Origin of the sequence: uncultured Modestobacter sp., from assembly GCF_947486615.1 — a bacterium.
Classification (GTDB): domain Bacteria; phylum Actinomycetota; class Actinomycetes; order Mycobacteriales; family Geodermatophilaceae; genus Modestobacter.
The window spans coordinates 65712-91854 of the sequence record NZ_CANKUD010000014.1 but is presented as its reverse complement, the minus strand read 5'-3'; the positions used below and the strand labels follow the sequence as shown (position 1 = coordinate 91854).

Below are 26143 nucleotides of genomic sequence, written 5' to 3'. Positions count from 1 at the left end.
CGTCGGCATGATGGGCGGGCGGGTCCGCGTCCTCCTCGCCGGCAACGGAGCTCGGCGACGCGCGGGCCGAGGCGAGGAGACGAGTCCGATGAGCGACGTCCCTGACCGGGTGGGCGTGATCGGTGGCGGCCGGATGGGCGCCGGCATCGCCCAGGCATTCCTCACCGCCGGTGCCCGGGTCGAGGTGGTGGAGGCCGGCGACGAGGCCGCCGAGGCGGCCCACGGCCGGGTGTCCGCCGGCCTCGAGGAGGCGGCCCGCCGCGGCAAGTTGACCGGCGACGTGGCTGACGTGCTGGCCCGGCTCTCGCTGGTGGACGCCCCGGCGCAGCTGTCCGCCGGCACCGGCCTGGTGGTGGAGGCGGTGCCGGAGCGGGCCGACCTCAAGGTCGCCGTGCTCACCGCCGCGGAGGCGGTACTGGGACCGGACGCGGTGCTGGCCACGAACACCTCCTCGCTGTCGGTGACCGAGCTGGCCGCCGCACTGCAGCGACCGGCCCGCTTCCTGGGCATGCACTTCTTCAACCCGGTGCCGGCCTCCAAGCTGGTCGAGGTGGTCGTCGCCGCGGAGACCGGCGAGGACGTCGTCGAGGCGACCCGCGGCTGGGTGCGGGCGCTGGGCAAGACCGACGTCGTGGTGCGGGACTCCCCGGGGTTCGCCTCCTCCCGGCTGGGCGTGCTGCTGGGTCTGGAGGCGATCCGGATGCTCGAGGAGGGCGTCGCGGACGCCGAGGCGATCGACGCGGCGATGGAGCTGGGCTACCGGCACCCGATGGGGCCGCTGCGCTCGACCGACCTGGTCGGGCTGGACGTGCGGCTGGCGATCGCCGAGTACCTGGCGAGCACGCTGGGCGAGCGGTTCACGCCGCCACAGCTGCTGCGTGACAAGGTGGCCGCCGGTGAGCTGGGCCGCAAGACCGGCCGCGGCTTCCACGCCTACGACGCAGACTGAGAGGACGACGATGTCCCAGCCCGACCAGGTGCCCCAGCCCGACCCCGACCAGCAGCCGACCGTCACCCGGACCGACGCCGACGGCGTGGCCACCCTGACCCTGCAGCGCCCGGCGCTGTCCCACCGGCTGCGCACCGAGCTGCTGGCGCTGGTCCGCGAGGTCTCCGCCGACGAGTCGGTGCGCGCCGTGCTGCTCACCGGCACCGGCCGGGCCTTCTGCGTGGGCCAGGACCTGGCCGAGCACGTCGAGGAGCTGCGTGCACCGGGCGGCCGGGCCGAGGGGGCACTCTCGGTGGTGGAGGCCGAGTACAACCCGCTGCTGCTGGCCCTGGCCGCACTGCCGGTGCCGCTGGTCGTCGGCGTCAACGGCGCCTGCGCCGGGGCCGGCATGGGGATCGCGCTCGCCGCCGACCTGCGGGTCGCGGCCGCGGGGGCGAAGTTCACCACCGCCTTCGCTGGGGTCGGGCTGTCCAGTGACTCGGCCCTGGCGTCCCGGCTGGTGCACTGCGTCGGCGGGTCCCGGGCCGCTGCGCTGCTGCTGCTGCCCGATCCGTTCCCGGCCGAGACCGCCGAGCAGTGGGGTCTGGTGCACCGCGTCGTGCCGGCGGAGGAGGTGCTCGCCGAGGCGACGGCCCTCGCCGTCCGGCTCGCCGCCGGGCCGACCGCCGCGTTCCGGGCGATCAAGCGGGTGCTGGCGACGGCGGCCACCGACTCGCTGGAGGAGACGCTGGCCCTGGAGGCCAGCCTGCAGACCGGCCTCGGGGCGACCGCCGACCACCGGGAGGCGGTCGAGGCCTTCCTGGCCAAGCGGGCGCCGGTGTTCACCGGCCGCTGAGCCACCGTTCCACGTGGAACGCCACGCGGTTCCTGCCTGGGCGGGGAGCCGTCAGCGCGCCTGGACGGCGCAGACCGGGCAGGCGTCCAGCGCGCGCACCGGCCAGTGCTGGTCGGTGGTGACCCGGGCGAGGGTGCCGCAGACGGTGAGCTCGCAGGCCCCGTCCAGGTCCGCCGGCGCCCGGTGCACCTCGACGGCGTGCCAGAGCGCGGCGGTCGGCCCGTGCGCACGGCTGCGGGCGGCGGCGAACGTGAGCGTCTGCGTGGTCACCCTGGAGTCGTCGGCAGCGCCGCCCGGTCGGCACAGCCCAGCTCACCCCATCGGGTGACCGACCCCAGCGGGCGCGTTTCGTCCGCTGCGTGGCAGCGTGGACGTCCCACCACCTCCGAGGAGACCCCTGGTGCAGCTCACCAAGCACGGACACGCCTGCGTCGTCCTGTCCGACGGCGACCGCCGGCTGGTCGTCGACCCCGGCGCGTTCACCGCGGACGACGCCTGGGCCGGCGCCTCGGCCCTGCTGGTCACCCACGAGCACGCCGACCACTTCGTCGCCGACCGGGTGCGCGCCGCGCTGGACGCCGACCCGGCGCTCCAGCTGTGGACCAACTCCTCGGTCGCCGCCCAGCTGGCCGGCCTGGGCAGCCGGGTGCACGTGGTCGGCCCGGGTGACGCCTTCACCGCGGCCGGCTTCGACGTCACCGTGCACGGCGAGTGGCACGCGGTGATCCACCAGGAGATCCCGCGGGTGCGCAACGTCGGCTTCCTCGTCGAGGGTCGGGTGTTCCACCCCGGTGACGCGCTGACCGTGCCCGAGGTCGACGTCCCGACCCTGCTCCTGCCGGCGCACGCGCCCTGGTCCAAGACCGCCGAGCTGATCGACTACCTGCGCGAGGTCCGGGCCGAGCGGGCCCTCGCCGTGCACGACGGGCTGCTCAACGACACCGGGCTGGGCCTGCTCGCCGGCCTGCTCGGGGAGCGCGGCCCGGGTCAGCCGACCACCTACGCGCGCCTGGCCCCGGGCGAGTCCGTCGAGGTCTGAGCCCCCGGGCCGGTGTCGAGCTCGGCCAGCCGGGCCGCGTAGCTGCGACAGCGGTCCTGCTCGGTCACCAGCGCCCGCTCGACGGTGACCCGGTCGGTCACGTCGGCCTGGATCCCGATGTACTGGACGACGGTGCCGGTCGCGTCGGCCACCGGGGTCAGGTGGCACTCGTTCCACCAGGTGCTGCCGTCGGCTCGGACGTTGAGCAGCACCTCACGGACCTCCGCGCCGTCGGCGATCGCCGCCCGGATCCGGGCGACCGCGGCGGGATCGGTGTCGGGCGACTGCAGGAAGCGGCAGTTGCGACCCAGCACCTCGGCGGCCGGGTACCCGGCCAGCTGCTCGAAGGCCGGGTTGACGTAGACCAGCGGCTGGTCGGGCAGCCGCAGGTCCACCACGGTCACCCCGGTGCCGACCGCGGCCAGCGCCCGCTGCAGCAGCGCCTCACCCGGGTCCCCGGTCGCACCGCCGGAGAGCAGCCGCGCGGCGGCGCCGGTCGCCGTGGACCCGGCGGCCGGCGCGGCCGGGGCCGGGTCCTCGGTGCGAGGGGCCACCCGGGACAGCAGCGCCTGGGCGGCCCGGACGACGGTGTCCCGCCGGTAGGTCAGCGCGTAGGCGAACCGGCGGTCCATGTCCGGGCCGTCGTCCCCCAGGTCGCGGGCGAGCAGCGCGGCGCTGAAGTGCGGGCTGAGCACGACGATGTCCCACTCGCCGCGCACCGGGTCGCCGGCGGAGAGCGTGGCGCCGCGTAGCCCGGGCAGCGGCTCGGCGGTGAGGTCCTCACCGATCGCGGCGACGAAGCCGACCCGTTCCACCAGGTCGCGGTAGCGCAGCCGGGTGGCCGGGGTGACGTGCCGGGCCTCCTGGAAGGCGGCGGCCACCACGCAGGTCTCCCCCAGCCGCATCGCCTGCCGCTCCAGCTGCTTGCTGAGCTCGATCAGCAGCGCCTTGGGCGCCTCGCGCACCGGCACCTCGGCCGGCAGGCAGGCGAACGGCGAGACCAGCTCCCCCGGCGGGCCGGCGGGCGGCGCGGCCGGCAGCCGCAGCGCCGCGACCGGGTGCCCGGGGACGGCGCCCGGGGCGGGCCGGCCGAACAGCCAGCCCTGACCGAGGGTAGCGCCCAGGGCGCGGGCCATCGTCAGGTGGTGGCCGTCCTCGATGCCCTCGGCGAGCAGGAGCGCGCCGGTCGACTCGGCGTAGGCGTTGACCGCGTTCATGATCTCGGCGACCGCCGGGCCGGGGCGCTGCTGCACCAGCCGCAGGTCCAGCTTCACCACGTCGGGGCGCAGCAGCGGCATGAAGGCCAGCGACAGCGACTCCGCGCCCACGTCGTCCAGGGCGATCGCCCAGCCGAGCTCCCGCACCCGGGCCACGGTGCGCAGCAGCTCGGCCGGCCGGGCCGCCAGCGCGCGCTCGGTGATCTCCAGGACCACCCGCAGGTCGCCGGGGACGCGGCCGGCCCGGTCGAACAGCGCCTCCAGCGGCGCCTCGTCGAGGGCGTCGGGCTCGACGTTGACGAAGACGGTGAGCGGGGCCAGCAGCCCCGCACGGACGGCGCCGCGCAGCGCGGCGGCCCGGCAGGCCTGGTCCAGCTCGGTCAGGCAGCCCTCGGCGCGCGCGGCGGCGAACAGCGCGTCGGGCGCACGCAGCGGCCCCTCCGGGCCGCGGGCCAGCGCCTCGTAGGCGACCACCCGGCCGCTGTCCAGCTCGACGATCGGCTGGAACAGGCTGGCGACGGCACGGTCGGCGATCACCGCACGGACGTCGGCCGGCGGTGCTGGCTGGAACTGCTCCACGTCGTCCCCCATCGGAGCCGGACAGCGCCCCCTCGAGTCTGACAGCATCGACCTGCTCCCAACGGGTGAGCTGACCGGCGGCCCGCCGGCCACACCGACCGCGGGACAGGGGGCGACGGTGACCACCACCTACGAGCTGCCCACCTGGGCCGCCCTGCCGGCGCGCGCCGACGAGGGCTTCGACCGGCTGGCCCGCACGGTCGCCGAGCGGCTGCGGGTGCCCCGCGCGCTGGTCGTGCTCGTCTCCAAGGGCGGCCAGGTGTTCCCGGGCGCGCACGGGGTGCCCGAACCGTGGGCCAGCCGGCGGTCGATGCCGTTGAGCAACTCGATGAGCCAGCGGGTCGCGGCGACCGGGAGCCCGCTGGTGCTCCGGGACGCCCGGGTGGACCCCGAGCTCGGCGACGGCGCGGCGGTCCGGGAGCTGGGGGTCGTCGCCTACGCCGGGATGCCGATGTGGGACGTGCTCGGGCGGCCGACCGGGGTGCTGTGCGCCGTGGACACCGCTCCTCGTGACTGGACCGGGCCGGACCTGGCGGTGCTGCGCGGGCTGGCCGAGGAGGGGTCCCGGCAGCTGCAGGTGCGGGCGGTCGAGCTGGCCGAGAGCGAGGCCCGGGCCACCGCCGTCCGGGACGCCGCCGCCGCGCGGGTGGCCGCCGCAGCCGCCCGCCACGCCTTCGTCGAGGCGGAGGCGGAGGCCGACCGCACCCGGCTGGTGGCCCGCCTCGGTGAGGCGCTGCTGACCGTGGACACCCTGGCCGAGCTGCTGCGCTGCGTCGACCGCGACCTCCGCTCCCCGCTGGGTGCCACCGCGGCGCTGCTGGGGATCGCCGAGGGCAACCGCGCGGACGTGCGGGTCTGGGCGGTCACCCCGGGCGGCCTGCCGTCACCGGAGCAGGTCGCCGTCCACCGGCTCACCGACCCGCACCCGCTCACCGTCGCGATGCGCGAGCGGCGGCTCGTGCCGGTCGGCACGCCCGAGGAGGGGGCCTCTCCCGGAGCGGGGCTGCCGGCGCGCACCGAGACGGCGCTGGCGGTGCCGCTGCTGCTCGGGCAGCACACGTCGGAGGCGGGTCTGCTGGTGGCCTGGGCCCAGCGCCGGGAGCTCGACCCGGCCCTGCTGGCCGTCGCCGGTGACCTGGGCCGGCACGTCGGGCACGCGCTGGACCGGGTGCTGCTGCGCCAGCAGCGGCTGCGGCTGACGCAGCTGCGCAACTCCGCCTGACCGGGTCAGGCCGGGGTCGCGGGCCCCGGGTCGTGCGGCTCGGCGGTGAACATGGTCACCAGGTCCATGCCGCCCCACTCCTGCAGGTCCTTGCCGCTGGCGGCCCACTCCGGTGAGTCGAAGGCGGCCCGCATCGCCTCGTGCGACTCGAAGACCAGCTCGGCCAGCAGGTGGTAGGCGGGCTCGCCGACGACCTGCCGGTGCACCCGGTGCACCCGGTTCTCCACCAGCCCGGGGGTCTTCTCCACCAGGGGCACGTGGGTGCCGAAGTAGCTCTCCTCGAAGGCGGCCGGGTCGTCGGGGGTGCGGTAGAGCGCGAAGAAGCTGACGGTCATGGGTGCCTCCCTACCCTCTGGCGCGGCAGGCACCCGCGCCGGACGGTCAGCGACCGCCGACGGAGACCTCGAACTCGACCTGGCTGACGTCGGGGCGCAGCCGGGAGAAGGAGTGCACCAGCGGGTGGCCGGAGGTGTCCCGGACGGTGGTGCGGACGACGAGCAGCGGCGAGCCCACGATCACGTCGAGGACGTCGGCCTCGTCGCTGGCCGCGGTGCCGACGTCGACCACGAGCCGGGCGTGCGCCAGGTCGGCCTGGTACTCCCGGCGCAGGAACTCGTACAGCGACCCGTGGCCGAAGTCCTCGGTCGCGGCCTTGGGGTAACGGCCGGCGGCCAGGAAGCTGCGCACCACGTGGTTGGGCAGCCCGTCGACGCTGCGCAGCCGGACCAGCTCCACCACGTCCTCGGCGGTGCCGATCGACAGCTCGGTGGCGATCGCCGGGGCCGCCGGCACGACCCGCTGGCCCAGCACGGTGGTGCCGACCTGCGCGCCCTGCTCGGTCATCACCGAGTGGAATCCGGCGATCCGGTGGACGAAGCTCTCCCGGTACTCGTGCCGGATGCCCGGCCGGCTCACGAACGTGCCGCGGCCCTGCTCACGGACGAGGTGCCCGTCGGCGACCAGCCCGTCCACCGCGCGGCGCAGCGTGATCCGGCTGACGCCGTACTCGGCGCACAACACCGGCTCGGGAGGGAGGAGGGTGTGCTCGGGCAGCGCGGACGCCCGGCGGCGGAGCGCCTCGCGCACGGCGAGGTACTTGGGCCCCGCCTCCGAACTCGCCACGCCCAGAAAGGTACTGCACCAAGAGACGTCTAGACGTCATGACGTACGGTTCAGCTGCCCGACCCCCTCGTCCGGAGGAGAGCCAGTGCACATCGGAGTGCTGACCGGCGGTGGCGACTGCCCCGGCCTGAACGCCGTCCTGAGGTCCGTCGTCCGCACCGCCGAGAAGGAGTACGGCAGCACCGTCGTCGGGTTCCGCAACGGCTGGCGCGGACTGCTCGAGGACGACGCCATGGTCCTGGACCGGCCGCTCGTCCACAACCTCCTCACCCGCGGCGGCACCATCCTGGGCTCGGCCCGGGTGGCGCCGCAGAAGATCCGCGACGGGCTGGGCCGGATGCGCGAGGTGCTCGACGCGCACGGCGTCGACGTGCTCGTGCCGATCGGCGGCGAGGGCACGCTCACCGCCGCCGCCTGGCTGGCCTCCGAGGGGGTCCCCGTCGTCGGCGTGCCCAAGACCATCGACAACGACATCCACGGCACCGACCTGACCTTCGGGTTCGACACCGCGGTCAGCATCGCCACCGACCTGATCGACCGGCTGCACACCACCGCCGAGTCGCACCAGCGCGTGCTGCTGGTCGAGGTGATGGGGCGGCACGCCGGCTGGATCGCGCTGAACGCCGGCCTGGCGTCGGGGGCGCACCTGACGATCACCCCCGAGCAGCCCTTCGACATCGACGAGGTCTGCGAGCTGGTGACCGCCCGGTTCGACCGCGGCCACCGGCACGTGATCGGCGTGATCAGCGAGGGCGCCACCCCCAAGCCCGGCACCATGCCGCTGCGCGACGGCGGCCTCGACGAGTTCGGCCACCGCCGGTTCACCGGCGTCGCCCAGCAGCTGGGCGAGGAGCTGGAGCGGCGCACCGGCAAGGAGGTCCGGACGACGGTGCTGGGCCACGTGCAGCGCGGCGGCACGCCGACGTCCTTCGACCGGGTGCTGGCCACCCGCTTCGGCCTGCACGCCACGATCGCCGCCCACGAGGGGAAGGTGGGCAACATGGTCGCGCTGCACGGCACCGAGATCGGGCTGGTGCCGCTGGCCGAGGCGGTCGCCGAGCTGAAGACCGTGCCGCCGTCCCGGCTGGCGGAGACGAAGGCCTTCACCGGCTGACGGCGGCGCTCACCAGGGCCGTCTCCAGGGCCCTCACCAGCGCCATCGCCAGCCGAGCACGCAGGCGCCGTCCGGGACGGCGGCCAGCGACGTCTGGCCGCCGACCAGCTGCACCGGCTGCTCCTCGGCCGGCTCGGTGGCGTCCACCCCGTGCCACCGGGCCCGCAGCACCGCACCGGGGAGGGCCGCGGGGTCGAACCGGACGGTGAGCGCCAGGTGCCGCACGCCGGCGGACACCCCCCGCCGGAACTCCGGGGCCGGTGGTTCGGGGTAGGCGAAGGCGGTCCGGTACTCCAGGTGGGTCGTCTGCCCGGGCAGCAGCGGCTCGTCCAGCAGGATCTCCACCGCGCACAACGGGGTCCCGGCCACCCGGAACGCGCCGACCGGCGTGCCACCGGTCAGCACCGCGACCGCGGCGTGGTCGGTGTCGAAGACGTAGTGGTGCCGGTCGGTCGCCTCCACCGCCTCCAGCAGCTGCCGGGTGACGTGCAGCCGGGGTGAGCGGTCGGCGCCCACCTCGTGGTGCTCGGCGACCTGGAGGGTGCGCACGGTGCGCCGCGGCATCGGCCGCTCGCCGTCGAGGGCGCCGGCCACCACCAGCCGTCCGCCCACCGGGCGGCCGCGGCGCAGTGTCCGCAGCTCCTCGGCGTGCTCGTCGGTCATCTCGAAGGCGGCGACGAACAGCTCCAGGGTGCGGTCGGAGAGCCGGTCGCCGTTCAGCGCCCGGCCGACCCGGTTCTCCAGGCTGCGCGGCCGGTGCTCCCAGCCCACCTCACCGGTCTCGACGAGGTGCGCGGCCAGCACCGCGGCCACCGCGGCCCGGGGCAGCGCCCCGCGTCGCACACTGCTGAACCGCTGCCAGCGGCGGCGGTAGCGCGGCTCACCCAGCAGCTCGGCCAGCCGTTCGCCGGCCCACCGCACACCGACCGTCCGGTCGCCGACCTCCCGTGCCATGGCCCCCGCCCCCCACACGGCCACGTCGTGGCCACATCAGGCAGGTACCAACCTCTCGCCGCGGTCGCGAGGCGCGGGGGACCTCGCGGTCGCGGCACCCGGCCTGTCGCCACGCACCAGAGCGGGCCGAGCACCGCCGTGCCCCCGCGGTGCCCGGTCTCCGCTCAGGACGACGGGCTCACGACGACGGGCTCACGACGACGGGCTCACGACGGCGGGCTCAGGACGGCGGCGGCGCCGGGTCGCCGGGCTGCAGCTCGATCACGGTGACCTCCGGGCGGGCGCCGACCCGCATCGGCGGGCCCCAGTAGCCGGCCCCCGAGGTCACGTACAGCTGGGTGTCCCCCTGCATCGACCAGCCCTCGACGGCCGGCTGGTCCAGCAGCACCGCGTAGTCGAAGGGCCACAGCTGACCGCCGTGGGTGTGCCCGGACAGCTGCAGCCCCACCCCGGCCGCCCGCGCCTGCTCCACCATCACCGGCTGGTGCGCCATCAGCACCAGCGGGGTGGCGTCGTCCCGGCCGTCGAGCGCGGCGTCCAGGTCGGCCCCGTGTCCCGGGACGCCGGAGTCGGCTGCCACCCGGTCGTCGATGCCGGCCAGGTCGAACGTGGCCCCGCCGCGGCCGATGGACACCCGCTCGTTGCGCAGCACGTCCACCCCGAGGGTGGGCAGGTGCCGCATCCACTCCTGGGTGTCCACGAAGTACTCGTGGTTGCCGGTGACGAAGAAGACGCCCTGCTCGCTGACCAGGTCGGCCAGCGGGGCGACGTCCTCGCGCAGCTGGGCCACGTCGCCGTCGACCAGGTCGCCGACGATCGCCACGACGTCCGGGCGCTGGGCGTTGACCAGCTCCACGACCCGCTCGAACCGCCGCCCGCCGTAGGTGGAGGACAGGTGGCCGTCGGCGAAGGTGACGATCCGCAGCCCGGCCAGCGCCGGGTCCAGTCCGGGCAGGCGGATCGGCACCCGGCGGACGACGGGGGCGGAGTTGGCCAGCACGACGCCGGTGCCCGCCGTGCCCACCGCCACCGCGCCCGCCCCGACGGCGAGCGTCCGGGCCAGGAACAGCCGCCGTGAGACGGCGTCCTCCCGCTCGGCGTCCTCCCGCTCGGCGTCCTCCCGCTCGGCCTCGTCCCGCCCGGTCTCGTCCTGTCCGGTCTCGTGTCCGGTCTCCGCGTGGGGGCGGTCGTCCCGGCCCTCGGGAGCTGCGGGGCCCGCCCCGGTGGTGACCGCGGCCGGGCGCCGGCGGCGGCGCACCAGCGCGGCCACCAGCCGTATCGGCTCGGTCGCCAGCACCGCGAGGAACAGGTAGAAGACGACGCCCAGCCAGGTGTAGCCGGCCCAGTCCAGCGGCGTGGCCACCGCGGGCGGCAGCTGGTCGCTCAGCACCACCGCCGCCGTCGGCAGCAGCGCCAGGACGACGGTCAGCACGGTCAGCCGGCGGCGCACCCGGCCGGGCCGGGTGGTGCCGCGGACCAGCCGCCACCACACGTAGCCGTGCAGCAGCAGCATGGCCAGCAGGACGACGGCACCGAACCCGAGCAGGCGGATCAGGGACAGGGGGTGCTCCTCAGCAGCGGGGCGCGGAGGTCAGACGCTATGCCGTCGCCGCCTTCAGCACCGGGCGCAGCTCCGGCCAGCGCAGCCAGAACTCCTGCTCGGCCCGGTCCGAGCGGGCCTCCTCCAGGCCGTGCAGCCGCCCCCAGGTCCAGGCGTTCTCCCCGGCGGCGGCGGCCTGCAGGCCCATCTCGCGGCACAGCGGGCGGGTCACGAAGGTGTCCTGCCGGTCACCGAGCACGGTCTGCACGCCCTTGAGCGCGCTCACCAGCTCCGCCACCGGGCGGCCCAGCACCGGCACGGCCGCGTCGGCGGTGTACCGCAGCCGCTTGGCGGCCTTGCGGACGTCGTGCAGCGCCTCCGGGTCGTCGGAGTCCTGGGCCGCCTCCACGCTGCGCCGCAGCCGGCGGGCGGTGCGGGCCAGCACCTCCCGCAGCACCTCGTCGGCGGGCCGGGCGGCGTCCTCGGTCAGCGGCGGCTCGGCGACCAGCGCCGCGAGGTCGTCCCGCAGCTGGAGGTAGGCCGGGCTGCTCAGCACCTTGCGCGCCCCCGCGTCACCGGCCTGCTCGTCCTTGACCGCCGCCTGCTGCAGCCGGGCGGCCACCGGGCCGATCACCAGCTCCGGCGGCTGCTCGTCGACCAGCGCACGCAGGTGGGCCAGGGCCACCTCGGCGTCCCGGGCCGGGGAGAGCGCCGAGCCGACCTGGGCCAGCTCCTGGCGCAGCGGGTCGGTCTGCGTGCGGTCGAGCACCGGACGGAAGGCGGCCAGCGTGCTGCGCAGCCGCCGGCAGGCGACCCGCACCTGGTGCACGCCGTCGGGCTGACCGGTGCGCACCATCAGGTCGGCGTCCTGCAGCGCCTGCACCTGCAGGTCCAGCGCGGCCCGGACGACCTCACCGGCCGGTGCGGTGGAGGTGCGCCCCCGCTCGCCCTTCGCCTTCTTGCCCTTCTTCGCCTTCTTGCCCTTCTTGCCGCCGGCCGGCGCGGCGGTCGGCAGCGCGGTGGACGGGCCCGTCAGGGCCGTCAGCCGGTCGGCCAGCACCCGACCGAGCTTCGACGCGGACGTCGCCGGCCGGGCGCCGGCGTCCAGCAGCCGCTCGGCCACGGCGGCGAGCAGCTCCTCGTCCCCGCCGACCAGCTCGACCTCGACCTCCCGCCAGGTGGTCACCACCGCGGCGTCGCCGGGCTCGGCGGGCAGCGCCGTCCCGGTCACGTGGTCGTCGGCGACCTCGGCCAGCACCCGGCCCTCGGCGTCCACCAGCTCGGTGACCAGCCGACGGGTGCGCAGCGAGGCCACCTGGGTCGCGGGGGCGCGGCGCACGATGCCCAGCACCGGCTCCAGCACGGCCTTGGGCGGGGTCTTCGCGGCCCGGCCGACAGGCGAGTGCAGTTCCCGGCGGGCGCCGGCCACCGCCGGCAGCTTCACGTGCCAGCCGGCGTCGGTGCCACCGGTCCGACGGCGCAGGGTGACCCGCGCCCGGGCCAGCCGCAGGTCGGCGGTGTCGTAGTAGGCGGCCTCGAGGAGGTGCTCCACGGCTCCGCGGACCTCCGCCACCCCGGGCAGCTCCGAGAGCTCGGGCAGTGCGAACGCCTCCTCGACGTCGTACTTGCGCTCGATCTCCAGATGCTCGACAGCCACCAGCAGCAACTCCTCGTCCGCGCAGGCCGGCGCCTCTCGGCCGGTCCGCTGTGACCGTCCGTCCTACCGCACGCAGGTGAACGGCGCACCCGGCGGTGACCCGCCGCCGCCCGGCGGGGAGGCTGGAGGTGATGGACGACGCACCCGCACCCCGCGCCCGCTGGTCCGCCCTCGCCCTGTCCGCGCCCTGGGCGGCGTGGGCGGCGCTCCGGGCGACCGGCACCGAGCGCGGCTTCCCGCTGGTCCCGGCGCTGGCCTTCACGCCCTACGCGGCGGCGAGCAGCGCCCTGCCCCTCGGCGCCGCGCTGCTGTCCCGGTCACGCGCCGCGACGGTGGTCGCCGCCGGGTCCGCCGCCGTGCTCGGTGCCGCCGTCCTGCGGCACACCCGGCCGGCGTCCGCCACCGCGCTCGCGGACGGCCCGCGGCTGCGGGTGGTCTCGCTGAACATGCTGCGCGGCCGGGCCGACCCGGCCGCGGCGGTGGCGCTGGCCGACCGGCACGACGCCGACGTGCTCGCGCTGATGGAGGTGACCCCGGAGGCGGTGCACGGCCTGCTGGACGCCGGCGTCGCCGACCGGCTGCCCACCGGGCACGTCGTCCCGGCCGGGGAGGGTCAGCCGGCCGGGGCCGGTGGTGCGGTGTGGACCCGGCTGGAGGTGCTGCACCGGTCGGTCGTGCCCGGTCGGTTCGGGCAGCCGGCCGTCCGGCTCGCCGTGCCCGGCGCCCCCGACGTCGAGCTGACCGCCGTGCACACCCACCCCCCGGCCCGGTCGTGGCGGCAGGTGGCCCGCTGGGAGGAGGACCTCCGGCTGCTGCCCGAGCCCACGGACGACGTCCTGCGCGTGGTCGCCGGCGACCTCAACGCCACGCCGGACCACGCGGCCTTCCGCCGGCTGCTCGGCCGCGGCTGGGTCGACGCCGGGCTCGCCACCGGTCAGGGGCTGCGCTCGACCTGGTCACCGATGCGGGTGTCGTGGCCGCGGCTGACGCTGGACCACGTGCTGGTCGACCCGCGGGTCGAGGTGTGCGGCCTGAGCGTCGTCCACGTGCCCGGCAGCGACCACCGCGCCCTGGTCGCCGACCTGCGCCTGCCGGCGACCCTCGGGGAGGGTGTGTCCCGGGCGGCGGGTTCCGCGGCACCGCCGCCCGGGCAGTGACAGGGTGCCCGCAGGACGGTCGTCTGCACCTCGGTCGTGTGACATCTGGGTGAACAAGACCTCACCCGGCGCGGGCTCACCCACCGCACGCGTCTGCTGACCGGCCTCAGCCGATCCGGACGTCGTCCTGGCCGTCGACCGACACCACGTCACCGCGGCGCAGCTGCCGGCCGCGGCGCTCCTCGAGCTCGCCGTTGACCTGCACCTCCCCCGCGGTGAGCACGTCCTTCACCTGGGCGCCGGTGGGCACGGCGTCGATCAGCTTCAGCAGCTGGCCGAGCCGGATGGTCTCCTCGCCGGAGCGGAGCTCGATGGTGCGCACGCCGACGATCCTCCCCGCCTCATGCCGGGCGCAGCACGTCGCCCACCGCGAGCACCCCCGGCCGGGCCACCAGGGCGCCGACCGCCAGCGCGCCGCCGCGCTCCCGGTGGATGGTCTTGAAGACCCCGGTGTCCCGGCCGATCCCGCCGGCCTGCGGCCGGGTTGTCATCACGCACCGGGGCACCCGGCCGACGACGTCGAGCTCCCCGGTGCCCGCCGCCACCCGGGTGCCGACCAGGTCGTCCTCCCCCGCGCCGGCCAGGACGACGTTGGCCCGGAAGCGGCGCCGGTCCCAGCCGCCCAGCGTGCCGGTGGACAGCAGGGTCACCCGGGCGTCGGCGTTGTCGTGGAAGGCGCCGTCGGCACCGGAGAACGGGTCCCAGCGGTCCCCCGCCTCATCGACGGGGCTCTCGTACCGCCGGTCACCCTGGACCGCCGCGGCCGGGCGCAGGGTCACCCGCCGCCCGGCCCAGTCGGAGAGGACGGCGTCGTCGCTGGTGGCCGTGCCGTCGGGCAGCACGACCTCGACCGTCCCGTCGGCCCGCGAGCGGCCGGTGGCGAACAGCAGCTCCGGCACCCGGCGCGCGGTCAGCCCGAACCCGGTGGCGACGTCGAACAGCGCCCAGCCGCGGTCACCGGTGACGCCCTCAACGCCCAGCTCGGCCCGGTCCAGCCGTTCGCCGAGCAGCGACTTCACCGGGAAGCGCCAGAGCTCCAGCACCCGCAGCGGGGACATCACACCCGGCCCGGCGTCCACCCCAGGGTCCAGGTGCCCGACCACGTCTCCCCCGGCGCGAGCACCAGCAGGTCCACCCCGTCGGCCAGGGCGTTGGCCGGGCAGGTCATCGGCTCGACGGCCACGCTGCGCCGGCGCTGGTCGGCCGGCAGCGTGTCGCCGGTGTAGACCTGCAGCCACGACCAGGCGCCGTCCACGGCGATCTCGACCGCCCCGGCCGGGCCGCTGAGCCGGGTCCGCGCCCAGCCGTCGTCGTCCCGGACCAGGTCGGTCAGCGCGGTGTCGATCGCCTGATCCCCGACCCGGCCGATCGCGCCGTCGAACGGCACGCGCTCCCCGGTGGGCAGGCCGCCCTCCAGCACCAGCGACGTGCGGGCGGGGACGGTCAGCTCGGCGACGGACACGTCGCCGGGGGCGTCGGCGCCCACGGAGAAGTACGGGTGCATGCCCGCGCCGAACGGGGCGTCCTCCCCGCCTGCGTTGCGCACCCGCACCGTCACGGTGAGCCGGTCGGCCGCCAGGGTGTAGTCGATCGCCGCGGCCAGCCGGAACGGCCAGCCGGTGCGCGGCTCGATCGTCGTCCCGACCGTCACGGCGTCGGCCTGCTGCGCCAGCACGTGCCAGGGCTGGGCGGTGACCAGCCCGTGGACGGCGTTGGGCGACCCGGCGCTCACCACGTCCAGCTGCAGGTCCCGCCCGCGCCACGACCAACGGCCATCCCGCAGCCGGTTGGGCCAGGGCAGCAGCACACCGCCCTTCCGTCCGGCCGGGACCGTGCCCGCGGGGTAGCCGTCCAGCACGTGCCAGTCACCGACGACGAGCTCGCGCAGGGCGCCCCCGCGCAGGTCCACGGCCAGGCGGGCGTCGCCGGCGGTGAGCTCGGCGTCCAGCGGCTCCGTCCGGGGCCAGAGCTGGTCAGCGGGCGGGTGGTCGAGTGCCATGCGGTCCTCCTGGATCGGCGGTCCCCGACAGCTCACCACAGGACCCGACCGGCTGTTCCACGTGGAACCCGGCTGACCGCGGTCACCCGGGACTGGTGACAGACGTCAGTGGCCCCGGACACCCCTGTCTCGGCAGACTGGACGGGCCGCCAGATCCCCGAGGAGACCCCGATGCCCGAGCCCCACCTGCGCGCCGCCGACGCCGACCGGGCCGCGGTCGCCGAGATCCTGGGCCGACACATGTCCGCCGGGCGGCTGACCGTCGAGGAGTACGACGAGCGGCTCGCCCTCGCGTGGACCGCCAAGACCTACGGCGACCTGACCCCGCTCACCGCGGACCTCCCCGAGGCCACGAGTTCCGACCTGGTCGCCCCGACCACGGGGCGGGCCGGCACCGACGGCCCGGCGTCCGCGCCCACCGGCGGGACGTTCCCGTGGGTCGGGCACTGGGGGCCGTTCGGCGGAGCGCAGGCCTGGGCCGGCGGCTCCACCGTGCGTGCCGCCTGGGGCAGCTGGGTGGCCACCGCGCTGATCGTGCTCTCCATCTGGGCACTGAGCTCCTGGGGGTCCGGGGAGCTCCTCCACTTCTGGCCGATGTGGGTGATCGGCCCGTGGGGGGTCGTGCTGGCGTTCCAGACGGTCAACGGCGGGCTGGGGTCCACGGACGACGGCCGGCACCGCTCCCTCCCCGGCCACCGGGACTGAACCGGGCGCGTGCGGGTCAGCCGGCCCCGGCGGGGTAGCGGAGAGGTCCGAGCCGAGGACCCCGGAGGACCCACGTGCACACCATGACCGACCGTTTCACCGACGCGTTGCACCGCCTGGACGCCGACCGCGACACCGGCCCGCTCGTCGAGCTCGCCGGGGACGACACCCAGCTGGTCAAGCTCGACGAGCACCACGAGACACAGGGCCGGGAGGGCGCGCAGACGTTCTGGTCGGACTACCGCGCCGTCTTCGGCGAGATCGAGACCACCTTCACCCACACCGTGGTCGGCGAGTCCAGCGCGGCGCTGGAGTGGACGTCGACCGGCACGTTGCGCGACGGGAAGCCGTTCACCTACCGGGGGGTGACCGTCATCGAGGGCGACGAGGAGCAGCTGTCCGGCGTCCGCACGTACTACGACTCGGCTGCCTTCCTGCAGGGCCACAGCGGTACCGCCTGACCTGACGTGCCGGTCCGCGGCGGTCCCGCCCGGCAGGTCGGGACCGCCGTGAACCGGATCGCCACACCCGGCCATGGAGGGGTGTGACGAGCCCACCCTCCGCTGCCGGAACATCACCACCTGTGTCCGGCCTCCGCGTGCACTCCGCCGCGCGCCGGCCGCCGGACCCCACCCCGGACCCGGTGCGCCTGCAGGCGTTGCCCTCGGCCCTGCCGACCGACACCGAGCTGATCACCCGCTCGGTCACCGACCCGGGTCAGTTCACCGCCCTGTTCGACCGGCACGCCAGCACCGTCCACCGCTACCTCGGCCGCCGGGTGGGCGACCTCGCCGACGACCTGCTCAGCGAGACGTTCCTGATCGCCTTCCGCCGGCGCGCGGCCTACCGCCCTGAGCACGTGGAGGTCCGGCCCTGGTTGCTGGGCATCGCCACCCACGTCGTGCACGGGCACCAGCGTGCCGAGCGGCGCCGCTACCGGGTGCTGGCCAAGGCGGCCGGGCAGCCCGAGGAGCACGGCGCGGACCCCGCCGACGCAGCCGACCGGCTCGACGCCCAGGCGTTGCGTGGTCCGCTGGCCGTCGCGCTGGCCGCGCTGAAGCCCAGGGACCGGGACGCACTGCTGCTGCTCGCCTGGGGCGACCTCTCCTACGAGGAGATCGCCACCGTGCTCGACGTCCCGGTCGGCACGGTCCGCTCCCGGTTGCACCGGGCCCGCCGCCAGACCCGCACCGCCCTCGGGGACGCCTCCCCGCTCGACGTCTCGGAGGAGACCCGATGAACGAGCTCACCGCACTCCGCGAGGCCGGGCCCGAGGCCCCGGCCCTCTCCCCCGCCGCACGTTCGGCCGCCCGTGCCGCCCTGCTGGCGGAGGTCGCCGGCCCGGCACCGGCCCGCCGCCGGCGCCCCAGCCGTCGGACGACGCTGCGGCTGGGTGCCGCGGGCCTCGCCGTCGCGGCGGCCTGGACGGCGGCTGTCGTCATCGCCGCGCCCGACGGCCCGGGCACACCGGCCAGCAGCGTCACGCTCGTCGACTTCACCATGCCGACCTTCCCCTTGTCCTTCGACCCGGTGCCCGACGGACTGCGACCGGCGTTCGGCGGGGGCAGCGACGGCGCCACGATCGCCGCGTACGACGACCCCGCCGGCCAGGACGGCTTCACGGTGTACGTCGGCGACGACGAGCCGGACCAGCGACCGGACGACGCTGCGGAGAACGACGTGTCCGCCACCGAGGAGGTCACCGTCGACGGCACGGACGCCGAGCTGGTGCGGTACTCCCGGGACTGGTGCGTCGGTGACGCCCCGGGCGAGGACTGCAGCCGGCGCTCGTACACCTGGCTGACCTGGCAGCGGTCCGACGACCAGTGGGTGACGATCGACGCGTACGGCCGCTACGCCGGCCGCGACCGGCTGCTGCAGATCGCCGGGTCGCTGGTCGACCGGCCACAGCCGGCCACGCTCGACGTCGGGCTGGCCCCGGCCGGCTGGTCGGTGCGGGCCTTCAAGGCGGGCCGGGTGCTGACGCTGGTCAACGACGCCTACGAGCAGCAGGAGGTCACCGTGCACATCCCGCTGCCGGAGGACGTGATCCCGGCCGATCAGGTGCGCAGCAGCATCATGGGCCCGATCGGTCCGCAGCTGGACGTGACCGTGCACGGCCGGCCGGCCCAGCTGGTGCTGGTCGACACCGGGTACCTCGACCAGCGCGGCTGGTACCTGCAGGCCCAGTTCACCGACGGGACCACGTTCGTCCTGCAGGTGCCCGACGCGTTCACCCAGGATCAGGTGCTCGAGTTCGCCGAGCAGGTGACGCACCGCCCCTGAGCACGACGATGGCCCCCTCCCGATCGGGAGGGGGCCGACGTGCGCGTGGGCAAGGGGGGAGTTGAACCCCCACGTCCTCTCGGACACACGGACCTGAACCGTGCGCGTCTGCCATTCCGCCACTTGCCCTGGCGAGGGAGAACAGTAGCAGCCACCCGGGACCACCCCAGGACCACCCCCGGGCGCGCGCCGCACGCACCCTCCCGGCGTTCTCCCGCCCACGCTGGTAGACAGGTGCGGCGACGCGGCACGGACGAGATCGTCCGGGGCGTCCTGCGCTCGCCGACCGGTCCGACGACCCTCCCCCGGTTACGATCAGCGCTCAGGTGCAGTGGGAGGTCAGCCGAAGGCGAGGGAGCGACTGTGGGTGTGCTGCAGCGCTTCGAGCGTCGCCTCGAGGGCATGGTCGGGCTGGCGTTCGCCCGCGTCTTCAAGGGCAAGGTGCACCCCGCCGAGATCGCTCACGCCCTGCAGCGCGAGGCCGACGAGCAGCGCTCCGTCCTCGGCGGCGGACGGGTCCTCGCACCGAACGTCTACGTGGTGACCCTGGGCCCCACCGACTACGACAACCTCGCCGAGTGGTCCGAGCAGCTGGCCGGCGAACTGGCCGACATGGTCGCCGAGCACGTCGAGGGCGAGGGCTACCAGACCTTCGGTGACATCGAGGTCCGGCTGGAGCGCGACGACGAGCTGCGCACCGGCGTGTTCGAGGTCTCCTCGCACGTCGGCGACAGCGGCACGCCGCACCGACCGGACCTCGGCGCACCACCGGTGCCGCCGCCGGGCCTCCCCCCGCTGCCCCCGCTGCGGATGGGCGCCACCGACACCGGCGCGCAGGAGCCGCTCGCGGTCGGCCGGGCCGGCCAGCGGGTCAGCCACGTGCTGGTCGTCGACGGGCCGGGCACGAAGCACGTGCTCGAGCAGGGCAGCAACGTGCTCGGCCGGGGCACCGAGGCCGACGTCCGACTCCCGGACACCGGCGTGAGCCGCAAGCACGCCGACGTCCAGCTCTCCGGCAGCACGGTCACCGTCGAGGACCTCGGCTCCACCAACGGCACGCTGGTCAACGGCCGCCGGGTCGGGCGCCAGGAGCTCGCCGACGGCGACGTGCTGCGGATCGGCCACTCGGTGCTGGTCTACCGCCAGGACGGCGCGTGAGCGTGCCGTCGAGCTCGCGCTTGACGACCGCGGAGGTGACGCCGTGACCTCGGAGATCGTGCTGCAGGCGTTCCGCTTCGGCTTCCTGGCCCTGCTCTGGCTGTTCATCTTCGCCGCGTTCCGGGTCGTCCGGGCCGACCTCTTCGGTGGCCGGCCGGGGCGGGTCGCCTCCGTGCCCCCGCGCGCCGCGGTCGGGCGCAAACGCGGCACCCGCGGCCCCCGGCACCTGGTGGTCACCGCCGGGCCGCTGTCGGGCACCCGGATCACCCTCGGTGAGCAGGCGATCCTGGTCGGCCGCGCCGACGACTCGACCCTGGTGCTCACCGACGACTTCGCCTCCTCCCGGCACGCGCGGCTCACCAACCGTGGCGGCCAGTGGTACGTCGAGGACCTCGGCTCCACCAACGGCACCTACCTCGACCAGCAGCGGGTGCAGGGGCCGCTGCTGGTCGGCACCGGCCAGCCGATCCGCATCGGACAGACCGTCCTGGAGCTCCGTTCATGAGCCTGGTCCTCCGCTACGCGGCCCGCTCCGACCGCGGGCTCATCCGCGGCACCAACCAGGACTCGGTGTACGCCGGGCCCCGGCTGCTGGCCGTGGCCGACGGCATGGGCGGGCACGCAGCCGGCGACGTCGCCAGCAAGGTGGTCATCGCCGCGCTGGAGCACCTGGACGACGACGCCCCCTCCGGCGACCTGCTGCAGTCGATGCGCCAGGCGGTCTTCGACGGCAGCGAGCACCTGCGCGAGGTGATCCGGGAGTCCCCCCAGCTGGAGGGGATGGGCACCACGCTCACCGCCGTCCTGTTCGCCGGTGGGCGGCTGGGGCTGTGCCACGTCGGTGACTCCCGGGCCTACCTGCTGCGCGACGGAGAGCTGCACCAGATAACCCACGACGACACGTTCGTGCAGACGCTGATCGACGACGGCCGGATCACCGAGGAGGAGGCGAACAGCCACCCGCAGCGCTCGCTGCTGCTGCGCGCCCTCAACGGCCAGGACGTCGAGCCGGACCTGTCGATGCGCGAGGCCCGCGCCGGCGACCGCTACATGCTCTGCTCCGACGGGCTGTCCGGGGTGGTCAGCCACGAGACGCTGTCCCAGGCGATGCGCGACCCCGACCCGCAGGCCACCGCCGACCGGCTGATCGAGCTGGCGCTGCGCAGCGGCGGGCCGGACAACATCACCTGCATCGTCGCCGACGTCGTCGAGGACGACGGCCGCGGCGTCCTGCTCGACCCGGTGGTCGACGGAGCCGCCGGCGACCACATCGGGCAGCGCGAGGTCGACCGCCGCTCCGCTGCCGGACGGGCTGCGCTCGCCGATCCGCAGGGCTCCTCCGCGGCGTCCGCACAGACCACCAGCTCACCCCCGTCCCGGCGCCGGCGCCCGCTGCGCACGGCACTGGTGGCACTGGCCGCGGTCGTGGTGCTGGGCGCGGCCACCGTCGGCGGCTACCTGTTCGTGATGGACCACTGGTTCGTCGGGGTGTCCGAGACCGACGCCGGCGACGAGGTCGGGGTGTTCCGCGGCCTGAACGCCTCGCTGGTCGGCCTGGAGCTCTACCGGCTCGAGGAGTCGACCGGGATGGCCACCACCGACCTGACCCAGGCAGCCCGCAGCCGGGTCACCGACGGCATCGCCGCCAGCGACCGGGACGACGCGGACCGGATCCTGGACAACCTGCGCGACCAGCGGCTGCCGCTGTGCCGCACCGCCACGAGCTCGACCGCCAGCCCGAGCACCACGGCGACCAGCTCGCCCGCCGGCGTCCCCGCCGCCACGTCGGCCGCCGACCCCGGCGCCGCCGTGACCACGGCGGCGCCCACCGAGACCGCGACCACCACCGCCGCCGCGACGGGCACCGCTGGGTCCCGCTCCGGTGAGCCGGGGGTGGACTGCCGGGCGGCCGACTAGTGGCTGGACGGAGCCGGTGACCGGCCCCGGGACCGACCCGCGCGCCGCGACCGCCGGCAACGCACCCCCGCCCACCCGGCGGGGCACCGAGCTGCTGCTGCTCGGGTTCGCGGTGGTCGTCACCCTGGTCGCGCAGTCCATCGTCGACCTCACCGTGACCGGGTCGCTGACCACGGAGCTGGCCACCTTCGGCACCTGGTTCGCCGCCCTGTGGCTGGTCGCGCACCTCGTCGTCCGCAAGCTGGCGCCCTACGCCGACCCGCTGCTGCTGCCCTGCATCGCCGTGCTGTCCGGCCTGGGCCTGGTGATGATCCACCGGCTGGACCTCTCCGGGAACACGATCGGGGCCAGCGCCACCGGTGAGGACGCACCCGTCCAGCTGCTGTGGGCCACGGTCGGGCTGGTGCTGTTCGTCGCAGTGCTGCTCGTCGTCCGGGACCACCGGGTGCTGGCCCGGTTCGCCTACACCCTGGCCCTGATCGGCCTGGTGCTGCTGGCCATCCCCGCGGTGCTGCCCGCCTCGATCTCGGAGGTCTACGGCGCCAAGCTGTGGATCCGGGTCGCCGGCTTCTCCATCCAGCCCGGTGAGTTCGCCAAGATCTGCCTGATCGTCTTCTTCGCCGCCTACCTGGTGGACAAGCGCGACGTGCTGGCCCTGGCCAGCCGCAAGGTGGCCGGGCTGGAGCTCCCGCGTGGCCGCGACCTCGGGCCGGTGCTGCTGGCCTGGGTCGCCTCGATCCTGGTGCTGGTGTTCGAGCGGGACCTGGGCAGCTCACTGCTGCTCTTCGGCATCTTCGTGGTGATGATCTACATCGCCACCGAGCGCGCGAGCTGGCTGGTCATCGGCCTGTTGCTGTTCGCCGGCGGGGCGTTCCTCGCCTACCAGGCCTTCGGCCACGTGCGGGTCCGGGTGGACACCTGGCTGGACCCCTTCGCCTACGCCGACGAGGGCGGCTACCAGATCGTCCAGTCGCTGTTCAGCCTCGGCACCGGTGGCCTGTTCGGCGCCGGGCTCGGCGGCGGCCGGCCGGACCAGGTGCCGGTGGCCAAGAGCGACTTCATCGCCGCCGCGATCGGTGAGGAACTGGGCCTCTTCGGTCTGGTCGCCATGATCGTCATCTACCTGGTGCTGGTGGAGCGCGGGCTGCGCACCTCCCTGGTGGTCCGGGACGGGTTCGGCAAGCTGCTGGCCGCGGGGCTGGCCTTCGCCGTGGCCTGGCAGGTCTTCGTCGTCCTCGGCGGCGTCACCGGCCTGCTGCCGCTGACCGGCCTCACCACCCCGTTCGTCGCCTACGGAGGCTCCTCGCTGGTCGCCAACTTCGGCCTGGTCGCCCTGCTGGTGCGGATCAGCGACGCCGCCCGGCGCCCGGCCGCGGCCGCCGCCCCGACACCGGCGAAGCTGACCGACGCCCCGACCGAGGTGGTGCGGCCGTGAACGCGCCCCTGCGCAAGGTCGCCATCAGCGTGCTGGTGCTGTTCACCCTGCTGATCGTGAACGTGAACGTCATCCAGTTCGTCCGCGCCGACGGGCTGCGGGACAACCCGCGCAACACCCGGGTGCTCACCGAGGAGTACGACCAGCAGCGCGGCGCGATCGTGGTCGACGGCAACGAGATCGCCTACTCCGAGGAGACCGACAACTCCCTCACCTACCTGCGCCGCTACGCCGACGGCCCGCTCTACGCCCCGGTCACCGGGTACTACTCGGTGCTGTTCGGCAACACCGGGATCGAGCGGGCCGAGAACGACGTGCTGCGCGGCACCGACGACCGGCTCTTCGGCCGGCGGCTGGCCGACATCTTCACCGGCCGCGACCTCTCCGGCGGCAACGTCGAGCTGACCTTGGACCCGGCGGCCCAGCAGGCGGCGATGGAGGGGTTGGCCGGCGTCACCGGGGCGGTCGTCGCGCTCGACCCGTCCACCGGTGCCGTCCTGGCGCTGGCCAGCACGCCGACCTTCGACCCGAACCAGCTGTCCAGCCACGACCCGGACGCGATGCGCGCCTACTCCGAGCAGCTCGACGCGCAGGGCATCGAGCCGACGGTCAACCAGGCGATCACCGAGCGGTACCCGGCCGGCTCGATCTTCAAGGTGATCGTCTCCGCCGCCGCGCTGGCCAGCGGCGACTACACCCCGGAGACGGTCATCCCGGCGCCGACGGACTACACGCTCCCCGGCACCGACGAGCCGCTGGAGAACTTCGGTGGGTCCGCGTGCAGCCCCACCGGGGAGCAGCCGCTGATCGACGCGCTGACCATCTCCTGCAACACCGCGTTCGCCCAGCTGGGCATCGACCTGGGCGAGGACGCCGTCCGGTCGATGGCCGAGGCGTTCGGCATGGACGACGAGGGCTTCACGATGCCGCTGCAGGTCGCCGGCAGCACCATCGGCGACGTCGACGGCGACGCCCAGCTCGGGCAGACCTCCATCGGGCAGTACAACGTCGCCGTCACCCCGATGCAGGCCGCGATGATCGCGGCCGCAGTCGCCAACGACGGCACGCTGATGACGCCGTTCCTGGTGGACTCCATCCAGGCCCCCGACCTCACGGTGATCGACCAGACCGATCCCGAGGTGATGACCGAGCCCGTCTCCGAGGACGTCGCCCAGCAGCTCACCGAGATGATGACCAGCGTGGTCGAGAACGGCAGCGGCCGCCGCGCCCAGATCAGCGGCGTGCAGGTCGCCGGGAAGACCGGGACGGCGGAGAACGCCGGCGCCGACCACAACTGGTTCATCGGCTTCGCCCCCGCCGAGGACCCGCAGATCGCCGTCGCGGTGTTCGTCAAGAACGGTGGCGGCACCGGCGGCGACACCTCCGCCCCGATCGCCCGGTCCGTCATCGAGGCGTACCTGGGGGGCGAGGGCTGATGGCCGTCCGCGTGGGCAGCCTGCTGGCCGGCCGTTACGAGATCACCGCGCCCATCGCCACCGGTGGCATGGGCGAGGTGTGGCAGGCCCGGGACCGGACGCTGGGCCGCACGGTGGCGGTCAAGGTGCTCAAGAGCGAGTACACCAGCGACACCAGCTTCCTCATCCGCTTCCGGAACGAGGCCCGGCACACCGCGGCGCTCTCCCACCCCAACATCGCCTCGGTCTACGACTACGGCGAGACGACGCAGGAGGGCCAGCGGCTGGCCTACCTGATCATGGAGTTCGTCGAGGGCAAGCCGCTGGTCACGATCCTCGCCGAACGCGGCCGGCTCACCTCCGAGCAGGCGCTGGACGTGCTCGGCCAGGCCGGCGACGGGCTGTCCGCGGCGCACGCCGCCGGCATGGTGCACCGGGACATCAAGCCCGGGAACCTGCTCGTCCGCCCGGACGGCGTGGTCAAGCTGACCGACTTCGGCATCGCCTACGCCCGGGACGCCGCCCCGCTGACCCGCACCGGCATGGTCGTCGGCACCGCCCAGTACCTCTCCCCCGAGCAGGCGCAGGGCCACGTGGTCAGCGCCGCCTCGGACGTGTACTCCCTCGGCGTGCTCGGCTACGAGTGCGTCGCCGGCGTGCGGCCCTTCGACGGCGAGTCGCAGGTGGCGATCGCGCTGGCCCAGATCAACCGGCCGCCCCCACCGATGCCGGCCGACGTCCCCCGTGAGGTGCGGGCCCTCATCGAGCGGGCGCTGGCCAAGGACCCGGCCGCCCGCTTCCCCGACGGTGGCGCCTTCGCCGACGCGGTGCGGCAGGTCGCCGCCGGTGGCGTGGTGCCCCCGCCCACGGCGATGACCCAGGTGTTCGCCGACGACGGCACCGCCACCACGATGATCCCGGCTACCGGCCCCGGCACGGTCGCCGGTCCCAGGACCGCGCCGCGCACCATGCCGCCGCTGCACGGCAGCCCGATCGGCGACGACGACGCCGGCAGCTGGGACGACGACCGGCCCGATCCGGCCCGGCAGCGCCGCACCCGGCTGCTGTGGGCCGGTGCCGGGGTCGCCCTGCTGGCGCTGCTCGTCGTGGGCTGGGTCGTCATCAACTCCGGCGGCGACCGCGACAGCACGAACACCGCCTCGCCGTCCACCACCGGCACCGCGCCGTCGTCCGGGCCGGCGGCGAGCACCAACGCCACCGGCGGGATCGACTGGGACGTCGCCGCCTACGTCGGCGACGACGCGGACACCGTGCAGCAGACGCTGGAGGGCCTCGAGCTGGACGTCGAGCAGGAGGCGGCCAGCACCGCGCAGCTCGCCGCCGCCGGCCGGCAGCTCGACGAGTCCGTCGTGGTCACCGCCGACCCGGCGCAGGGCACGCTCGCCCCGGGCGACGACGTCGTCCTCTACGTCACCGGCGCCCCCTACACACCACAGGACGGCGCCGTCGAGGACGAGGCACCCGGCACCAGTGCGGCCCCGACCAGCGGCGGCCAGCAGACCAGCGCGGCGCAGCCCACCCGGGGGAGCACCTCGTCGTCCAGCAGCTCCTCGTCCAGCTCGTCGTCCAGCAGCTCCTCGTCGAGTTCGTCGAGCTCGTCCAGCTCGTCCAGCAGCTCGTCCTCGAGCTCCTCCAGTCCACCCTCGGAGGAGCCGACGTCCGAGGCACCCACCAGTGCAGCTGTCGGGGACGCACTCAGTGACGAGGTCGTCGAACTCCCGTGACACACGTGTCCCGTGCCCCCCGCGTCGCGCCGTTCGGCGGCGTTCCGGCGATTAGGCTCGCCGACGGCGTGCCGCTCCCCGGTCCCGCCGCACCGGAG

General features: G+C 75.2%; 26 protein-coding genes and 1 tRNA gene. 16 read left to right on the top strand and 11 right to left on the bottom strand.

Going from position 1 to position 26143, the window contains the following annotated elements; all coding sequences use genetic code 11:
* Positions 1-88 precede the first annotated feature (88 nt).
* Together Q1A09_RS20515 and Q1A09_RS20510 are read left to right on the top strand one after the other, a co-directional pair.
* Entirely contained in the window at positions 89-949 is an 861-nt protein-coding gene (locus Q1A09_RS20515; RefSeq protein WP_299959484.1) for a 3-hydroxyacyl-CoA dehydrogenase family protein, read from the top strand.
* 10 nt (positions 950-959) lie between these two features.
* Positions 960-1784 (top strand): enoyl-CoA hydratase-related protein, encoded by an 825-nt coding sequence (locus Q1A09_RS20510; protein ID WP_299959481.1) that lies wholly within the window; start codon positions 960-962, stop codon positions 1782-1784.
* Positions 1785-1835: 51 nt separating this feature from the next.
* Here the strand turns inward: Q1A09_RS20510 and Q1A09_RS20505 are convergent, their stop codons facing one another.
* Complete coding sequence (locus tag Q1A09_RS20505) at positions 1836-2054, bottom strand: hypothetical protein (protein WP_299959479.1); 219 nt, start codon at positions 2052-2054, stop codon at positions 1836-1838.
* Positions 2055-2184: 130 nt separating this feature from the next.
* Between Q1A09_RS20505 and Q1A09_RS20500 the strand changes: the two genes are divergently transcribed.
* Positions 2185-2823: an MBL fold metallo-hydrolase gene (locus Q1A09_RS20500; RefSeq protein ID WP_299959476.1), complete on the top strand. Its 639-nt coding sequence runs from the start codon at positions 2185-2187 to the stop codon at positions 2821-2823.
* On the opposite strand, the gene Q1A09_RS20495 is transcribed toward Q1A09_RS20500, so the two are convergent.
* Positions 2784-4631, bottom strand: a complete 1848-nt coding sequence (locus tag Q1A09_RS20495; RefSeq protein WP_299959473.1) for an EAL domain-containing protein — start codon at positions 4629-4631, stop codon at positions 2784-2786. The two genes, Q1A09_RS20500 and Q1A09_RS20495, sit on opposite strands and share 40 nt — an antisense overlap.
* Before the next feature lie 106 nt (positions 4632-4737).
* Between Q1A09_RS20495 and Q1A09_RS20490 the strand changes: the two genes are divergently transcribed.
* Entirely contained in the window at positions 4738-5841 is a 1104-nt protein-coding gene (locus Q1A09_RS20490; protein ID WP_299959470.1) for a GAF domain-containing protein, read from the top strand.
* Positions 5842-5846: 5 nt separating this feature from the next.
* Here the strand turns inward: Q1A09_RS20490 and Q1A09_RS20485 are convergent, their stop codons facing one another.
* Together Q1A09_RS20485 and Q1A09_RS20480 are read right to left on the bottom strand one after the other, a co-directional pair.
* Positions 5847-6176 (bottom strand): EthD family reductase, encoded by a 330-nt coding sequence (locus Q1A09_RS20485; RefSeq protein ID WP_299959467.1) that lies wholly within the window; start codon positions 6174-6176, stop codon positions 5847-5849.
* Between the two features lie 46 nt (positions 6177-6222).
* Positions 6223-6963 (bottom strand): GntR family transcriptional regulator, encoded by a 741-nt coding sequence (locus Q1A09_RS20480; protein ID WP_299959464.1) that lies wholly within the window; start codon positions 6961-6963, stop codon positions 6223-6225.
* A gap of 85 nt (positions 6964-7048) precedes the next feature.
* On the opposite strand from Q1A09_RS20480, the gene Q1A09_RS20475 reads away from it, so the two are divergent.
* The gene (locus Q1A09_RS20475) at positions 7049-8077 is read left to right on the top strand and encodes an ATP-dependent 6-phosphofructokinase (RefSeq protein ID WP_299959461.1); all 1029 of its coding nucleotides are present in this window, start codon (positions 7049-7051) and stop codon (positions 8075-8077) included.
* 33 nt (positions 8078-8110) lie between these two features.
* Here the strand turns inward: Q1A09_RS20475 and Q1A09_RS20470 are convergent, their stop codons facing one another.
* From Q1A09_RS20470 to Q1A09_RS20460, 3 genes are all read right to left on the bottom strand, one after another.
* Positions 8111-9031: a hypothetical protein gene (locus tag Q1A09_RS20470; protein WP_299959458.1), complete on the bottom strand. Its 921-nt coding sequence runs from the start codon at positions 9029-9031 to the stop codon at positions 8111-8113.
* Between the two features lie 220 nt (positions 9032-9251).
* On the bottom strand, positions 9252-10544 hold the full coding sequence (locus Q1A09_RS20465) for a metallophosphoesterase (RefSeq protein WP_299959455.1): 1293 nt from the start codon (positions 10542-10544) through the stop codon (positions 9252-9254).
* Positions 10545-10629: 85 nt separating this feature from the next.
* Complete coding sequence (locus Q1A09_RS20460; RefSeq protein ID WP_299959452.1) at positions 10630-12228, bottom strand: CYTH and CHAD domain-containing protein; 1599 nt, start codon at positions 12226-12228, stop codon at positions 10630-10632.
* Between the two features lie 131 nt (positions 12229-12359).
* On the opposite strand from Q1A09_RS20460, the gene Q1A09_RS20455 reads away from it, so the two are divergent.
* The gene (locus Q1A09_RS20455) at positions 12360-13385 is read left to right on the top strand and encodes an endonuclease/exonuclease/phosphatase family protein (RefSeq protein ID WP_299959449.1); all 1026 of its coding nucleotides are present in this window, start codon (positions 12360-12362) and stop codon (positions 13383-13385) included.
* A gap of 106 nt (positions 13386-13491) precedes the next feature.
* Here the strand turns inward: Q1A09_RS20455 and Q1A09_RS20450 are convergent, their stop codons facing one another.
* The 3 genes from Q1A09_RS20450 to Q1A09_RS20440 are packed head-to-tail and all read right to left on the bottom strand — an operon-like array spanning position 13492 to position 15384.
* On the bottom strand, positions 13492-13707 hold the full coding sequence (locus tag Q1A09_RS20450) for an RNA-binding S4 domain-containing protein (protein WP_299959446.1): 216 nt from the start codon (positions 13705-13707) through the stop codon (positions 13492-13494).
* A 19-nt stretch (positions 13708-13726) separates the two neighbouring features.
* Positions 13727-14464 (bottom strand): MOSC domain-containing protein, encoded by a 738-nt coding sequence (locus tag Q1A09_RS20445; protein WP_299959443.1) that lies wholly within the window; start codon positions 14462-14464, stop codon positions 13727-13729.
* Positions 14443-15384 (bottom strand): aldose epimerase, encoded by a 942-nt coding sequence (locus Q1A09_RS20440; protein WP_299959439.1) that lies wholly within the window; start codon positions 15382-15384, stop codon positions 14443-14445. Before Q1A09_RS20440 ends, Q1A09_RS20445 begins: the two co-directional genes overlap by 22 nt.
* A 171-nt stretch (positions 15385-15555) precedes the next feature.
* On the opposite strand from Q1A09_RS20440, the gene Q1A09_RS20435 reads away from it, so the two are divergent.
* The 4 genes from Q1A09_RS20435 to Q1A09_RS20420 all read left to right on the top strand — a co-directional run bounded on the left by Q1A09_RS20435 (position 15556) and on the right by Q1A09_RS20420 (position 18375).
* Complete coding sequence (locus Q1A09_RS20435; protein WP_299959436.1) at positions 15556-16089, top strand: DUF1707 domain-containing protein; 534 nt, start codon at positions 15556-15558, stop codon at positions 16087-16089.
* An 83-nt stretch (positions 16090-16172) separates the two neighbouring features.
* A complete protein-coding gene (locus tag Q1A09_RS20430; protein WP_299959433.1) occupies positions 16173-16550 on the top strand; it encodes a nuclear transport factor 2 family protein in 378 nt (125 codons plus the stop codon).
* 122 nt (positions 16551-16672) lie between these two features.
* Positions 16673-17329, top strand: a complete 657-nt coding sequence (locus Q1A09_RS20425) for an RNA polymerase sigma factor (RefSeq protein WP_299959430.1) — start codon at positions 16673-16675, stop codon at positions 17327-17329.
* The gene (locus Q1A09_RS20420; RefSeq protein ID WP_299959427.1) at positions 17326-18375 is read left to right on the top strand and encodes a hypothetical protein; all 1050 of its coding nucleotides are present in this window, start codon (positions 17326-17328) and stop codon (positions 18373-18375) included. The genes Q1A09_RS20425 and Q1A09_RS20420 overlap by 4 nt, the downstream gene beginning before the upstream one ends.
* 46 nt (positions 18376-18421) lie before the next feature.
* Here Q1A09_RS20420 and Q1A09_RS20415 read toward each other — a convergent pair.
* Positions 18422-18504, bottom strand: a tRNA-Leu gene (locus Q1A09_RS20415).
* A 234-nt stretch (positions 18505-18738) separates the two neighbouring features.
* On the opposite strand from Q1A09_RS20415, the gene Q1A09_RS20410 reads away from it, so the two are divergent.
* Genes Q1A09_RS20410 through Q1A09_RS20385 form a run of 6 tightly spaced genes read left to right on the top strand, consistent with a single transcriptional unit; the run spans position 18739 to position 26045 of the window.
* Complete coding sequence (locus Q1A09_RS20410; RefSeq protein ID WP_299959425.1) at positions 18739-19533, top strand: DUF3662 and FHA domain-containing protein; 795 nt, start codon at positions 18739-18741, stop codon at positions 19531-19533.
* 43 nt (positions 19534-19576) lie between these two features.
* Entirely contained in the window at positions 19577-20038 is a 462-nt protein-coding gene (locus tag Q1A09_RS20405) for an FHA domain-containing protein (RefSeq protein WP_299959422.1), read from the top strand.
* Complete coding sequence (locus Q1A09_RS20400) at positions 20035-21450, top strand: PP2C family serine/threonine-protein phosphatase (RefSeq protein WP_299959419.1); 1416 nt, start codon at positions 20035-20037, stop codon at positions 21448-21450. Before Q1A09_RS20405 ends, Q1A09_RS20400 begins: the two co-directional genes overlap by 4 nt.
* Positions 21451-21466: 16 nt before the next feature.
* Positions 21467-22885 (top strand): FtsW/RodA/SpoVE family cell cycle protein, encoded by a 1419-nt coding sequence (locus Q1A09_RS20395; RefSeq protein WP_299959416.1) that lies wholly within the window; start codon positions 21467-21469, stop codon positions 22883-22885.
* Positions 22882-24321, top strand: a complete 1440-nt coding sequence (locus Q1A09_RS20390) for a penicillin-binding protein 2 (RefSeq protein WP_299959413.1) — start codon at positions 22882-22884, stop codon at positions 24319-24321. Before Q1A09_RS20395 ends, Q1A09_RS20390 begins: the two co-directional genes overlap by 4 nt.
* Complete coding sequence (locus tag Q1A09_RS20385) at positions 24321-26045, top strand: protein kinase domain-containing protein (RefSeq protein ID WP_299959410.1); 1725 nt, start codon at positions 24321-24323, stop codon at positions 26043-26045. Before Q1A09_RS20390 ends, Q1A09_RS20385 begins: the two co-directional genes overlap by 1 nt.
* The last annotated feature ends 98 nt before the right edge of the window (positions 26046-26143 follow it).